The sequence below is a fragment of the Streptomyces sp. SP18CS02 genome (assembly GCF_036322365.1).
Taxonomy (GTDB): Bacteria; Actinomycetota; Actinomycetes; order Streptomycetales; family Streptomycetaceae; genus Streptomyces.
This window is the reverse complement of record NZ_JAQYXC010000291.1, coordinates 100,088-114,223: the sequence shown is the minus strand read 5'-3', so window position 1 is coordinate 114,223 and position 14,136 is coordinate 100,088. Positions and strand designations below refer to the sequence as shown.

Annotated in this window: 12 protein-coding genes; 3 read left to right on the top strand and 9 right to left on the bottom strand. The window is 73.3% G+C overall.

Annotated features, from left to right (window positions below):
• Positions 1–174: 174 nt before the first annotated feature.
• Together PUR26_RS23190 and PUR26_RS23185 are read right to left on the bottom strand one after the other, a co-directional pair.
• Positions 175–708, bottom strand: a complete 534-nt coding sequence (locus PUR26_RS23190; protein WP_329874530.1) for an ATP-binding protein — start codon at positions 706–708, stop codon at positions 175–177.
• A gap of 175 nt (positions 709–883) precedes the next feature.
• Positions 884–1,255 carry a hypothetical protein gene (locus tag PUR26_RS23185; protein WP_329874528.1) on the bottom strand — a complete coding sequence of 124 codons (372 nt, stop codon included), beginning with the start codon at positions 1,253–1,255 and terminating at the stop codon, positions 884–886.
• Between the two features lie 261 nt (positions 1,256–1,516).
• Here PUR26_RS23185 and PUR26_RS23180 point away from each other — a divergent pair, with 261 nt between their 5' ends.
• Complete coding sequence (locus tag PUR26_RS23180) at positions 1,517–2,614, top strand: PLP-dependent cysteine synthase family protein (RefSeq protein ID WP_329874526.1); 1,098 nt, start codon at positions 1,517–1,519, stop codon at positions 2,612–2,614.
• 91 nt (positions 2,615–2,705) lie between these two features.
• On the opposite strand, the gene PUR26_RS23175 is transcribed toward PUR26_RS23180, so the two are convergent.
• Together PUR26_RS23175 and PUR26_RS23170 are read right to left on the bottom strand one after the other, a co-directional pair.
• On the bottom strand, positions 2,706–3,221 hold the full coding sequence (locus PUR26_RS23175) for an SRPBCC family protein (RefSeq protein ID WP_329874524.1): 516 nt from the start codon (positions 3,219–3,221) through the stop codon (positions 2,706–2,708).
• A 119-nt stretch (positions 3,222–3,340) separates the two neighbouring features.
• A complete protein-coding gene (locus PUR26_RS23170; RefSeq protein ID WP_329874522.1) occupies positions 3,341–4,183 on the bottom strand; it encodes a DeoR/GlpR family DNA-binding transcription regulator in 843 nt (280 codons plus the stop codon).
• 194 nt (positions 4,184–4,377) lie between these two features.
• Between PUR26_RS23170 and PUR26_RS23165 the strand changes: the two genes are divergently transcribed.
• Positions 4,378–6,762: a hypothetical protein gene (locus PUR26_RS23165; protein WP_329874520.1), complete on the top strand. Its 2,385-nt coding sequence runs from the start codon at positions 4,378–4,380 to the stop codon at positions 6,760–6,762.
• Here the strand turns inward: PUR26_RS23165 and PUR26_RS23160 are convergent.
• The 5 genes from PUR26_RS23160 to PUR26_RS23140 all read right to left on the bottom strand — a co-directional run bounded on the left by PUR26_RS23160 (position 6,732) and on the right by PUR26_RS23140 (position 13,223).
• A complete protein-coding gene (locus PUR26_RS23160; RefSeq protein WP_329874518.1) occupies positions 6,732–9,176 on the bottom strand; it encodes a right-handed parallel beta-helix repeat-containing protein in 2,445 nt (814 codons plus the stop codon). The two genes, PUR26_RS23165 and PUR26_RS23160, sit on opposite strands and share 31 nt — an antisense overlap.
• Before the next feature lie 82 nt (positions 9,177–9,258).
• Positions 9,259–9,867, bottom strand: a complete 609-nt coding sequence (locus PUR26_RS23155; RefSeq protein WP_329874516.1) for an Rv1733c family protein — start codon at positions 9,865–9,867, stop codon at positions 9,259–9,261.
• Positions 9,868–10,136: 269 nt separating this feature from the next.
• Positions 10,137–10,973 carry an MOSC domain-containing protein gene (locus tag PUR26_RS23150; protein ID WP_329874515.1) on the bottom strand — a complete coding sequence of 279 codons (837 nt, stop codon included), beginning with the start codon at positions 10,971–10,973 and terminating at the stop codon, positions 10,137–10,139.
• Positions 10,974–11,010: 37 nt separating this feature from the next.
• Positions 11,011–11,493: a DUF6643 family protein gene (locus PUR26_RS23145; protein ID WP_329874513.1), complete on the bottom strand. Its 483-nt coding sequence runs from the start codon at positions 11,491–11,493 to the stop codon at positions 11,011–11,013.
• Positions 11,494–11,984: 491 nt separating this feature from the next.
• Entirely contained in the window at positions 11,985–13,223 is a 1,239-nt protein-coding gene (locus PUR26_RS23140) for a glycosyltransferase (RefSeq protein ID WP_329874511.1), read from the bottom strand.
• A 58-nt stretch (positions 13,224–13,281) separates the two neighbouring features.
• On the opposite strand from PUR26_RS23140, the gene PUR26_RS23135 reads away from it, so the two are divergent.
• Entirely contained in the window at positions 13,282–14,079 is a 798-nt protein-coding gene (locus tag PUR26_RS23135) for a glutamate racemase (protein WP_329874509.1), read from the top strand.
• The last annotated feature ends 57 nt before the right edge of the window (positions 14,080–14,136 follow it).

The window sequence follows — 14,136 nt, the reverse complement described above, 5'->3', positions numbered from 1 at the left end:
TGCCGGGCTCCCGGCCCGGCCGGTCCCGCCCGGCTGACGGGCCCGGTTCGCCGACCGGCCGACCGCACTCGCCGACCGGTACCGGTCGCGCTCTCCGGGCCGGCCGCGGATCCGGCCACGCGCCGGACCACGAGCCCGTGGCCGAGGCGGCTCCGGTCCGGTCCGGGGGCGGTGTCAGGTGGCCACGGGCGATCGGGTGGGGGAGGGTTCGCGTACCGCGTCGGCGGGGCCCTCGAAGGCCACCGGTTCCGTGAACGGCCCGCTGGTGGCCGCCCCGTACACCGCGAGCGGCGGCAGCGGTGCGGGCATGGTCGAGGGCGCAGGCAGCGTGAACCAGACGACCTTCCCCGTATCGCCCTGCGGGCGGGCGCCCCAGCTTTCGCTGACCGCCTCTATCAGCGCGAGGCCGCGGCCCGAAGTGGACAGCGGATCGGGGATGTTGACCATCGGGAGCCGAGGATCGTGGTCATGGACCGAGATCGTCAGGCGGTCGAGCAGCAGCTCGATCTCGACGGTGCAGAGCTTGTCCGGCTCCGCGTGCTGATGCACGTTGGTCAGGAGCTCGGTGACACCGAGCGCCGCTTTCTCGATCAAGCAGTCGACGTTCCAGTAGCGCAATTGCGCCGAGACGATTCTGCGGACCTGACCGATCCGCGACGGCAGGGCTTGGAGCTCTACCGTGCAATGCCTGCTTACCTGGCTGATCACGGCTGCGACTCCCCGAAATAGGTCCGGAAGAAGGCGAAGGATCGGATCCAGAAGTGTGGCTGGCCATTGACCGGGCGGGCTGGATCGCAGCGTCACCGCCGGTGCACCCTGAGTGATGTCCGTCCAGCGTGAACCAGCGGTGGGGGCTTCGCAACTCGCGGCGGTCGGCCGCGGCTCAGTCCTCGGTGTCGAGAGCGGTGTCGCGGGGGGTGTCGAGAGCGGTGTCGCGAGCGGTTCCGCGAGCCCTGCGCACGGCGTCGAGGAAGCGGCCGGCCAGAGCCGCCGCCGTCCCGTCCGGCCCGCACAGGCGCTGCCCCATGGTGAGCCGGTAACGCGTGCCGTTGAGGTTCGCCACCGTCGCGTCACGCCCCGCGAACCACGGCCTGCCCGCGGTGACGGCACGCACGGGGGCGCTGTCGATCACCCGGCCGTAACTGGTGAGCAGCGCCAGCCTGCCGTCCTTGATCAGGATCTCGCCCGCCCTGGTCAATGAGCGCGGCCCGCGCTCGATCCGCACGCCCGTGGCGCTGAAATCGGGCTCAGCCATGCCTTTCCGCCCCCTTCGCACCGGCTTCTGCCGGTCAGTCTGCACAAGGACGCACGACCGCACCAGTACGCGTGGCGACATGCGTACGCAAGTGGCCCGCATACGCAGCCTATGAGAAACCCAAAGTCAATGTTTGCGCAGGTGAGGGGGGTATGTTCGAAGTGGGGGCAGCGTTGGACAACACGAGGAGTGGCGCGCATGGGCACCATTGGGCATGCTGAGCCGACAGGTGCGAACGGGACGAGCGAGGTGGTCTGCCCCATGGCGACCATCGATGTGGACCGCAGCGATCCGGCCTACCGCGCCTGGCTGAAAGAGGCCGTGCGCAAGGTCCAGGCGGACGCCAACCGGTCCGCCGACACCCATCTGCTGCGCTTCCCGCTGCCCGAGGAGTGGGGCATCGACCTCTACCTCAAGGACGAGTCCACCCACCCCACGGGAAGTCTCAAGCACCGGCTCGCCCGCTCCCTGTTCCTGTACGGCCTGTGCAACGGATGGATCAGGCCGGACAGGCCCGTCATCGAGGCGTCCAGCGGCTCGACGGCCGTCTCCGAGGCGTACTTCGCCAAGCTGATCGGGGTGCCGTTCATCGCGGTCATGCCGCGTACCACCAGCCCCGAGAAGATCAGGCTCATCGAATTCCACGGAGGGCGGTGCCACTTCGTGGACGACTCGCGCCGGCTCTACGAGGAGTCCGCCGCGCTCGCCGTCGACACCGGCGGCCACTACATGGACCAGTTCACCTACGCGGAGCGGGCCACCGACTGGCGCGGCAACAACAACATCGCCGAATCGATCTACCAGCAGCTGAGACTGGAGCGGTACCCCGAGCCCGCCTGGATCGTCGCCACGGCCGGCACGGGCGGCACCTCGGCGACCATCGCCCGCTACGTCCACTACATGCAGTACGACACCCGCATATGTGTCCCCGACCCGGAGAACTCCTGCTTCTTCGAGGGCTGGACAACGGGCGACACCCACGCGGCCAGCGAGCGCGGTTCCCGGATCGAGGGCATCGGGCGGCCCAGGATGGAGCCGAGTTTCGTGCCCGGCGCCATCGACCGGATGATGAAGGTCCCGGACGCGGCGAGTGTCGCCGCCGTACGGGCCCTGGAGAACGCCATCGGGCGCAAGGCGGGCGGCTCCACCGGCACCGGCCTCTGGAGCGCTCTGAAGATCGTCGCCGAGATGGTGGCCGACGGCCGTGCCGGAAGCGTCGTCACGCTCTTCTGCGACCCGGGCGAGCGCTACCTGGACAAGTACTACTCCGATGCCTGGCTGACCGAACAAGGTCTCGACATCGCTCCGTACAGCGCGGCCCTCGACACCTTCCTCGGCACCGGCGTCTGGCCCCACTGACTCCCACCGACCCCACTGCCCCACCGACCCTCCTGCCCCCACCGACCCCAGCGGTCGGCAGGGGGGGCGGCCCGTCCGCTCACCACCGGGCTCATCGGCCCCCGGCGCTGTCTCCCCTGTCTCCCCCGTCGCCACCGGTCCCGTCGCTCGCGGGCGACGACAGCAGTCCGCTCAGAGCACGGCCGAAGACCACGCGTCCCGTTCCCCGCACCACCGGGTCGAGGACGCGGGGGAAGCCCCGGATGCGCAGGTCCTCCGTCCACACCACCCGGGCGCCGGCCGGGGTCGTACCGTCGACCGTGATCTCGGCCCAGCCGGTGATCACACGGCCCCGCTTCTCCAGCCGGTACGAGCCCGTCGCCGCGGCCCCCGGCCCCGGCGGCTCCCAGCGCACGACCTCCATCGGATCGTCGAAGCCGAACCGCCCCACGCCCGTGCGCACGGTGAACCGGGTCCCGACCCCCACCGTCCCCGCGGCCGGCCCCGGGGTCACGCCCGTGACCCGCGTCAGCGGGACCCGCCGCGCGTGAGCGGGCCAGTCGGTCAACCGCCGCCACACCTCGGCGGTGGTCAGCGGGGTACGGCGTCGTACGGTGAAGGCGGCCACTTCGCGATGGTACGGCGAGCGGCCACGGGAGACCGCCCATGACAGCCGCCGACCGCCCGCCTGTCGGCGGCCGACCGCCAGTGGGCAGTGAGCAGTGAGCCGCGATCAGCGGCCATGCGTCATGCGTCCGCGCCGGCGTCCGCGTCCTCGCCCGCGACCACCAGACCCGGCAGGTGCTCCGACATCTCCGCCCGGGCGTCGTCGGTCAGACCCGCGTCGGTCACCAGGGTGTCGACCTCGTCCAGCCGTGCGAACGAACTCAGACCCACCGTGCCCCACTTCGTGTGGTCGGCGACCACCACGACACGCCGTGCCGACCTGACGAAACGCCGGTTCGTCTCCGCCTCCGCCAGGTTGGGTGTCGACAGGCCCGCCTCGACCGAGATCCCGTGCACCCCCAGGAACAGCACGTCGAAGTGGAGCGAGCGGATCGCCTGATCGGCGACCGGGCCGACGAGCGAGTCCGACGGCGTCCGCACCCCGCCGGTGAGCACCACGGTCGCCGCACCCGGGCGGGGCGCTCCGGCCGGGTCGGTCCGCTGCGCCGTGTGGAAGACGTCGGCGACCCGCACCGAGTTGGTCACGACGGTCAGATCCGGCACGTCGAGCAGATGCTGCGCCAGTGCGTACGTCGTCGTACCGCCCGACAGGGCGATCGCGCTCCCCGGCACCGCCATGGTGGCCGCCGCCCGTGCGATGTCCTCCTTGGCGAGCAGTTCCAGCGACGACTTCGCCTCGAACCCCGGCTCGTGCGTGCTCGCCTCGGCCACCGGCACCGCGCCGCCGTGCACCTTCTCGACGACGCCCTGCCGAGCCAGCGCGTCCAGGTCCCGGCGCACGGTCATGTCGGAGACGTTCAGCTTGCGGGTGAGTTCGTTGACCCTCACCCCGCCGCGGCGCCTCACCTCGTCCAGGATCAAGGCACGCCGCTGCTCCGCGAGGAGGTTCTGGTTGTCGCTCACCGCAGGGGCCGGTCCTTCCGATCGTCAACACCGCTGGCCAAGGGTGCTCATCCTGCCACGCGCTTGATCCTGGCGGACGACGGGGAGATTCAGTGAGAGCGCTGCGGCACGCCACCGGGATCGGGGATTCTGGGTCCCGCCCTCACGCGCCCCCGCCTCCCTCCACGTACGCGCCCCCAGAGAGCGAGCCCGAAGTGTCCCCTGCCACCCCGGAGCCCACCAGCCCCGGCGCCGCGCTCGAACTGCTGGTGCACGGCGTCGGCGGAGCCACCCCGCAGGACATGCTCGACGACCCCCGCACGGTCCGGGTGACCGGGGACAGGACCGCCGCCATGCACCGGCGGGCCGACGACCGCGACGCGGAACGCCAACCCGAACGGTTCCTGAACGGGCCGGTACCGGAGGCGTACTGCTGGTCCAACCTCACCTCCGGCAACGGCTCACGCGCCCTGTGGCTGCTGCTCCTTCCGTTCATGGTGGCCAACCTCGCCCACTGGATGCGCCCGCCCACCGACGGACAGGCGCCGTCGGTGCGGCTGTACGGAGTGCTGGTGCGGCTCGTCGCGCTGAGCCTCACCGTGCTGTTCACGGCCGCCGTCTGCGAGGTCGCACTGGACCTGACGGCCTGGCAGTGCGCGGGCGCCGCCGCCTGCGCCGAACAGCGGTCCTGGCTGGGCTTCCTGTCCGCAGCCCGGGACGGCTGGTGGGCCCAGCCGGGCCGCAGGCTCACCGTCGCCGCCCTGCTGCCCGCCGCCCTGGTCGGGCTGCTGTGGTACCTCTCCAACCGCACCTGGAGCGCCTACGAGGCCCAGCGCCCGCCCCGCGGCGAGGGGAACGACGGGGACTCCCCACGCGGAGAGGACGACGGAGACCGCACGACACCGCGCCCCCAGCGGCCCGCGCTCGGCCGGCCCGGGTTCTGGTACGGCCGCCGGCTCGTCGCCCGGCTGCGCGCCGCCCACACCGCCGCCGGCTTCCTCACCGTCGCCGCGGCGGTCGGCGGCGCGGCCGCCCGCTACGACCGCGGCGGCCAGAGCGCCGTCCGTGAGACCCTCGGCTGGGCCCTGGAGGCCGCGATGGTCCTGGCCGGCGCCGTCGTGACCTGGGTGGTGTGCCGCCGGGGCCGCAGCGAGCGGCGGCTCGACAACCGGCTCGACCGGACCCTCGTCACCTGTCTGCCCGCCGCCGCCATCACCCTGCTCGTCCTCGCGATGCTGTACGCCGCGTGGTCCAGGCCGGGCTGGCACTCCACCGGCACCCTCCCCGGCGACGTCGCGTTCCGCGTGATCGCCCTCGCCCAGGGCGTGCTCGTCCTCGCCCTCGCGGTCGTCGCCCTGCGACTCCACCGCCGCGCGCCCCACCGCCGTACCGTCCTGCACGGGCTCGGCGGGCCCGCCGTCGCCATGCTGGCCTGCGCCCTGGGCGGGGTGATGGCCGGCGGGGTCGCCCAGCGCGTCGCCGACTGGCTCGACGGCCCCGGCACCCCCGGCACGGGCGAGGGCCTCATCCAGGGGCCGCCCGTCCTGCTCAGCTGGCAGGCGTCCGTGATCCCGGTCCTGCTGCTCCTGCTGCTGGTCCCCGCCCTCGCCCTGGGCGTCCGGACGGCCCTCGCCGCCCGCCGTCTGGAGCCCGTCGTCGAGGCCGAGTACACCGGGGAGCAGCCGGACCCCGTCCGCACCCGGAGCATCGCCGCCACCCGCGCGCGTGCGGCGCTCACCGACGCGGCGCCCGTCGTCGTCGGCACCGTGTCCGGCGCCGCCCTCCTGCTGGGGGCGGGCGCCGTCGCGGGCGCGTGGGTCAGCGGCGAGGTGCCGGGGAAGGCGTTCTCCGACAGCCACCCGTTCGTCCAGAGCGTCGCCGAGTCGGCGCAGGCGCTCGGATCCTGGCTGATCGGCTTAGGCTTCATACTGTTCGTCACCTGGGGCCGGCGTGCCTACAAGGACGCCTCCGCCCGCCGCACGATCGGCATCCTCTGGGACGTCGGCACCTTCTGGCCCCGCGCCGCCCACCCCTTCGCGCCGCCCTGCTATGCCGAGCGGGCCGTTCCGGACCTGGCCTGGCGGATGTCCTCCTGGACCGGCCGCACGGGCGGCCGCCTGGTCATCTCCGGCCACTCGCAGGGCAGCGTGCTGGCGGCGGCGGCGGTCTGGCAGCTTCCCGAGGGCACCCGCCGCCGGGTCGCCCTGCTCACCTACGGCTCACCGCTGGAGCGGCTGTACGGGAGGTGGTTCCCCGCCTACTTCGGTCCGGGACCGCTGGGCGCCCTCCACCGCGAACTGCACTGCTGGCGCAACCTGTGGCGCCGCACCGACCCGATAGGCGGGCCCGTCAACCTGCCCGCCGAGGGGGACAAGCCGGAGGTGGACCACAGGGCGCTGCGCGACCCGGTGGTCTACGGGCGCACCGACGACCATCCGCTGCCGGAACCGGTCCTCGGCCACTCCGACTACCAGGCCGACCCGGTGTTCGCCAAGGAACGCACCGTTCTGCTCGACCGGCTGCCGCCCGCGCTGCCGCTGCCCCTGCCGACGCAGCGCGCCGACGCGTCTCAGGGCAGTTCGGGCAGGTCCTCGGGGTAGAGGAGGGTGAGGTCGTCGGTGCTCACCTCGGTGAGCTCGGCGACCCGGCCCGCGTGCCGCTCCACCATCGACTCGAACGTCTGGCGCGCGGTGCGGCCGTTGCCGAAGGCGGGGCCCTTGGGCAGTGCCGTGAAGTGCTTCAGCAGCGCCTCGGCCGTGCCCGCGCCCAGGCGGTACTCGTGCTCCTCCGCCTGCTGTCGCACGATGCGCAGCAGCTCGTCCGGCACGTAGTCGTCGAAAGTGATGGTCCGTGAGAAACGCGAGGCGACACCGGGGTTGACCGTCAGGAAGCGCTCCATCTCGGCGGTGTACCCGGCGACGATCACCACCACCGCCTCGCGGTGGTCCTCCATCAGCTTCACCAGGGTGTCGATCGCCTCGCGTCCGAAGTCCCGCCCCGAGTCCTCCGGCGACAGCGCGTACGCCTCGTCGATGAACAGCACACCGCCGCGCGCCCGGTCGAACGCCTCCTGGGTGCGGATCGCGGTCGAGCCGATGTGCTCGCCGACCAGATCCACCCGGGACACCTCGACGAGATGCCCGCGCTCCAGCACTCCGAGCGAGGCGAGGATCTCTCCGTACAGCCGCGCGACGGTCGTCTTGCCGGTGCCGGGGGAGCCGGTGAAAACCAGATGGCGGCGGACCGAGGCAGCCTTGAGACCTGCCTCCTGACGCTTCCTGCCCACCTCGATCATGTTCGTGAGGGTGCGGACCTCGCGCTTGACGCTGTCCAGGCCCACCAAGGCGTCGAGCGCGCCCAGGACGTCCTGCGAACTGCGCACCACGGCCGTCCCGGGCCCCGGACGCGGCTCCGGACCGGGCTCCGGCGGAACGGCGGGCCGCGCCACGGCGGGGGTCCGCGCCGGAAGCGCGCCGAGCAGCCCGCCGGTCTGCGCCGTCGCCACCGAGACGGGCGCCGCGTCGTTCCTGGCGAAGCCGGGCAGGACCCCGCTCTCGTCGCTGGTGCAGTCCTCGGCGACCGGCCCGTCCTCGCCGAACTCGTAGCCGCCGCGCGCACACCGCTCGGTACGGCAGCGCCTCAGCGTCGTACGGCAGCGGTCCATCACATGGAAGCCGTAGCCCCCGCTGCCCGTCACCCGGCAGCCGCTGAACGTGCCGCGCCCCTCGGCCGAGACGTAGAACCCCGCCTCGGCGGGGGAGGTCACCGTGCACCGCTCGATCACCGGGTCGGCGCCCTTGGTGACGATGACACCGGTCTGCACCGCGTCGATGGTGCAGCCGCTCAGGGTGCCGCCGCTGCCGTGGTCGCGGAACCAGGCCCCGGTGGACGCCTCACGGATGCGGCAGTCGTCGAGCTGCGCGGTCGCCCCGTCGCTGACCGACACGGCCGTGTTGCGCACCTGGGAGAGATCACTGTCGACGACGTCGACGCGCGAGCCCCGGTCCAGCACGAACAGCGCGTCCGGCACGTCGTGGACACGGCAGGAGTCGAGCACGGCCGTCGCGCCGTCACTGACCCAGACCGCCGGGTAGTCGCCCGTACTGTCGTGGATCTCGCACTGGTTGGCGTCCACCCTGGTGCCCGGGTCCCACACGGACAGGCCGTTGCGGCCGAACCGCCGTACCGTCGAACGGGTCAGCGTCAGCACCGAACGCGAACGCAGGTCCACGGCGTTCTCGGGCACGTCGTGGATGTCGCAGTCCGACAGGGTGAGCACCGCGTCCGTGTCGAGCGTGATGCCGTCGGACGACGTCCGGTGCACCGACGAGTCGGTGAGATGCGCCGAGGCGCGCGAGGAGACCTGGACGCCGCTGCCCTTGATCTCGTACACCTCGCAGCCGATGGCTTCGAGGCCGCTGCCCTCACCGGTCACGGACAGGCCGGCCCCGGACGTGTGATGGACCCGGCAGCGCTCCAGCCGGGGGTGCGCCCCGCCGCGCACCGAGACGCCCGACTGCCCGGCCGCGACGACCTCGCACTCCTCGAACAGGCCGCCCGCGCCGTCCAGTACGCCGATCCCGACACCCGCCGGGTTGTCGACGGTGCAGCGTCGCACGGTGGGCCGCGCCCTGCCGCGCACCTCCAGTCCGGACGCGGAGCGGGTCACGATGCGCAGGTCCAGCAGTTCCGGGGTGCCGTCCTCGACCAGGAGAGCGGGTGCCGCGGTGTCCTGGCCCTCGACGTGGAGGTCCTGGACGGTGGCGGAGGCGCGCACGGTCAGCGGTACGCCGTCGGCCGGCGCGATCCGGACCGAGCCCACCGCGCCCTCGGCACCACGCAGGGTGACGGCGCGTCGCACGACGAGGTTCTCCCGGTACGTGCCGGGGGAGATGGTGAGGATGTCGCCGTCCGCGGCGGCCTCCAGGGCTGCGGTGAGAGAGGCGTACTCGCCCGTGCGGCGGCGCCACCTCGATGTGCCGGTGTGCGTCACCTGGACCGTGCCCTGTGCCATGGTGCTGCTCTGCCCCCACCTCGTGCGTCGCTGCCGAACGGTCGCACCACCGTAGCGCGCGCGGCGAGCACGAGTTGACCGGTCAGCCCCCCGCGTCCGTCCTGCCCCAGTCGGGACCGGCCTTGGCCCACGCCTGGTCCAGGCGCGTGTACCGCCGTTGCATCAGCCGCCATACGACGAGCCGCCTGCCGCCCTCGACGAGTCCCGCCGTCACGAGCATGGCGCCGATCCCCGCGACGACGGCGTGCTCACGCGCCGTGTCCGTGTTCAGCGGCGGGTTGACGGGCCTGCCGCGTGCGTCGGTCCAGATCCGGAAGGAGTCGCCGGGATCCGGGCTCTGCCGCGCGGTGGTCACCATGCCCGTGTGCCGGGCGCCGTCCGGCCCGGTCCAGCGGGCGGGCACGGACGCGCGCATCCGGTGCTCGCCGGACGCCTCGGGGTCACGGGAGGGCGCGCGGGCACCGGACTCGGGCCCCAGCACATGGGCGGTCGTCGGATGCCGTTGCTCGTTCTGGAGCCGTACGGACTTCTGGAGGGAGGCGTCGGTCAGGGAACCCGAGACCCAGCCGACGGCCGGAGCGGCGAAACACAGCAGCACCAGGGCGAGCAGCGCCAGCCACGCCTCGGCGAGATCGGTCCCGCGGCGCAGGGGGTTGTGCCGCCAGCGCCACAGTCCGATGGCTGCGCGCACGTTCCGCACCCCCTTCCGCGGCTGCTCCGCTCCCACGCGACCACCGCCGTGCCGGATTCCCGGGAAGGCGGCGACCATGCGGTGGCGGTTCGGTGTCCGCTTCCAGGATCCGCCTTCTCCGGGGCCGCGTCCTGTTCAGCGGCGCGTCGTCGCGCGTGCCGTGCCAAGGGACCCTGCGCGGTTCCGGCCCGGGCCGGCACCCGCGGGGCATCCGGCATCCGGAGCCCCGCCCGGTGGCAGCCCTGACGGCAGCGCCCCTCGGCGAAGCGCTACCGCTCCGTACGTTCGAGGATCTCGACCGGGTCCCCGACCCGGAGGGTGCCCGTGCCCTCGGGGACGAGGTTCTGGCCGAAGACCATCTTCTTGCCGATGAGGCGGTGGCGGGCGAGCGTACGCAGCGGCTCCTTGCCCCGCTCGGCGGTGAGCTGGTCGGTGGTGGTCACCACGCACCGGCCGCACGGCTTCGCCACCCGGAAGGTCACGTCACCGATGGCCAGGCGCTTCCACCCGTCCTCCGCCCAGGGCGCGGTGCCGTCGACGACCACGGTGGGACGGAAGCGGTCCATGGGGAGCGGACCCTCGTCGGCGTGGTCGCCCTGGGCGATGAGGGAGTTGAGGGCGTCCAGCGAGGCGGTGGTGGCGACCAGGAGGGGGTAGCCGTCCGCGAAATTGACCGTCTCGCCCGGCAGGGCGTGGTCCGGGTCGATGGGGCGGCGGTGCGCGGGGTCGTCCAGGTGCACGAGCCGCACCTTCTCGCCGAGGTGGTCGCTGAACCACTCGTCGGCGGCGGCACCGGCCGGTACCGCCTCCACCTTCGTGCCGAAGATCTCCCCGACGACGGTGGAGGACGGTTCGGGAACGGCGACGTCCAGCTGCTCACGTCCCGGGGCGGACACCCGGATCGCGCCGTCCGGCAGCCACGCGGCGGACGCCAGGGCCAGTGTCGCGTGCTGGCGTTGGGTGACGACCTTCGACGTGGCGTCGATCAGCATCCAGCGGCGGTCCCCGGCGAGCCCCCACGGCTCCACCGCCGCCTCGGCGGGCGCGGATCCTCCGAGGGACTTGACCGGACGGACGTGCAGGGATCGCAGTACAGGAGTGGGCATGACCTCATCCTGCCAGCCCCTCCCGGCGTCTTCGGCGTCAGTACCCGCCGCCCTGGTAGGGACGGTTGTAGGGGTCGTCGTACGGCGAGGGGGCGGGCGCCGGCGCGGGGCGCGGCGCGGCCGGACGCATCGCCTCGTACCCGGTGGGGACCGGCCTCGGCTGCTGGGGCTGCTGCGGGGCGGGGTAGCCGCCGCGGGGAGCCATCTGCTGCTGCGGGATGTAGGGCGCGGGCGCGTGCTGCAGCGGGGCGGGCTGCTGCATCGGCTGGGGGTAGCCGTACGAGCCGCCGCCTCCGTAGGACGGCACGGGCTGGGGGTGGGAGGGCGCCGCCGGAAGGGCCGGGAGGGCCGAGGGAAGCGCCGGCAGGTAGGAGTTGCCGGTGTCGTACGCGGAAGGCACTCGGATCGGGGCGATCTGAGGCGTGCCCCGCTCCGCGACCAGGGAGTCGTAGATGGGGGTGTCCGGGAACGACGGCGCGTTGTAGTAAGCGCCGCCGTAGGAGGCACGGGGGGAGGTCATGGCACATAAGTTAAGCCCACGATGTGCTGGTTGGGGAGCCTGATAAGCGGGTTGTTTTACCGGTTGTGATCGGCTGCGGATCCCCAATGCGAGCGAATCCGTGAAAATCGGTCGCGCCGCAACGTTCGGATCGTGTAAAGACCGAGCTGGGAGGGGGTTACCGGCGGGTCGGCACGCAGCGCGACGAATGCTCCGGGAGGGGCGCCGGACACCCGCGTCGACCGCTGTGCGACGAGGCGCCGAGATGATCATGTTCATGCTCGGGGCGGTGAATGTTCCCGGGCTCGCCACAGGAAGTTCGCGGGTGCGGCGGGATTCCCGGGAACCTCGCGGGGACTTCGCGAGGACCTCGCGGCGACCTCGCGGGAACGGGGAGAGCTTCGCGGCGCGCGTGACGGACGCCGGCGGCCGGCGTCACGGGCCGTTCCGGACGAGGCGCGGGACCGGGGCGCGCGAGCCGGGCAGGATCCGGACGGGGAGCCACGGGCCCCTCACTGTTCCCGCACCGCCGTCGGACGCGCGTAGGTGCGCCCCTTCCACGGCGCGCCGCGGCCCCGGTGGTGCAGCACCGCCGAATCGACGGTCATGGAGAGATAGAGCAGCGCCGTGAACGGCAGGGTGGGCGCCAGCCAGAGGGACTGCCGGTAGTAGCGCAGCATCGGGATGTACGTCCCCGCCATCACCGTCCACGCCGCGCCGCCCGCCCACCCGGCCGCGACGTCACCCGCGAACAACCCGGCGCCCAGCGCCACCGGCGGTACCAGATACACCAGCGCGAGTCCCGCCACCGTGCCGGCCAGCACCACCGGGTTGTGCCGCAGTTGCGCGTACGCGCTGCGCGACACCATCCGCCACAGATCGCTCAGCCGGGGGTAGGGGCGGACGCTGTCCACCCGCTCCGCGAGGCCCAGCCACATCCGCCCGCGCGCCCGTCGTACGGCCCGCGCCAGCGACACGTCGTCGATCACCGCGTGGCGGATGGACTCCGGCACCCGCGCCCGGACGGCCATCTCCGTCCGCAGCAGCACACAGCCCCCCGCCGCGGCCGCCGTCCGCGCCCCGTCCTTGTTGACCCGGCGGAAGGGGTAGAGCTGGCCGAAGAAGTACACGAAAGCGGGTACGACGAGCCGCTCCCAGGCGCTCGCCACCCGCAGCCGCGCCATCTGGGAGACGAGATCCAGCTCGTTGGCCGTGGCCGCGCAGACCAGCTCCCGGAGGCTGTCGGGCTCATGGGCGATGTCCGCGTCCGTCAGCAGCAGGTACTCGGGGGCGCCGCCGTCGCGCCCGCACGGCAGCCCGTCCCCGTATCCGTATCCGTCGCCGCGGTCCGCCCCGCCCCTCGCGCGCGCCAGCGCGATCCCGTGGCGCAGCGCCCACAGCTTCCCGGTCCAGCCCTCGTCCGGCGGCCCCGGCGAGGTCACGGTGAGCGGCAGCCCGCCGTGCCGTACCGACAGTCCACGGGCCAGATCGCCCGTACCGTCGGCGCTGCCGTCGTCCACCAGGAAGATCTCGGCACGGCCCGGATAGTCCTGGGCCAGCAGCGAGGGCAGGCTCAGCGGCAGCACCTCGGCCTCGTCCCGCGCGGGGACGATCACGGCGACGTACGGCCACGCGCTCGGGACCTCGCGCCGCGGCAGACGCTGGTCCGTGCGCCAGAAGAAACCCTGCCCCACCAGCAGCCACACCCACGAGACCAGCGACCCCAGGGCGATCCACGCAATGGTGCTCATTCGTCGCAGTCTGCCCCACAACGGCGGGAGCGCAAGGGTCGTCGGCTAGGGTGACCGGGTGAAGATCGCGCTCATGGACTCCGGAATCGGCCTCCTCGCGGCGGCCGCCGCGGTGCGCCGGCTGCGGCCGGACGCGGATCTGGTCCTCTCCTCCGACCCCGACGGCATGCCCTGGGGCCCGCGTACGCCGGACGATGTCACCGAGCACGCGCTGGCCGTCGCCCGCGCCGCGGCCGCCCACGGCCCCGACGCGCTCATCGTGGCCTGCAACACCGCCTCCGTGCACGCCCTGCCCGCCCTGCGGGCGGCGCTCGAACCCGGCATCCCGGTCATCGGGACCGTCCCCGCGATCAAGCCGGCCGCGGCGGGCGGCGGCCCCGTGGCGATCTGGGCCACCCCGGCCACCACGGGCAGCCCCTACCAGCGCGGGCTCATCCAGGACTTCGCCGGCGCCGCCCAGGTCACGGAGGTCCCCTGCCCCGGGCTGGCCGACGCCGTCCAGTACGCCGACGAGGCGGGCATCGACCTGGCCATCGCCGCCGCCGCCGCGCTGACCCCGGCCGACGTACGGGCCGTCGTGCTGGGCTGCACCCACTACGAGCTGGTCGCCGAACGCATCCGTCTGGCCGTCCAGCCCTCCCACCGCCCCGCCGGTCTGCCGCCCGTCGTGCTGCACGGTTCGGCCGGCGCCGTCGCCGCACAGGCGCTGCGTCGCGTCGGCGCGCGTCCCGCGCCCGGCGCCGCGCCCGGCGCGGGGCTCACCGTCCTGCTCAGCGGCCGCCCCGCCGAGCTGCCGGAAGCCGCGCTCACCTATGCCGAGGGTCGTCTCCTGGGCGCGGTCAGCCCCGCCCGCTGAACCCGCCCGGAGCCCCGGCACGGGCGCCGGGACCGGGAGACCACCGGGCGGCCCTCG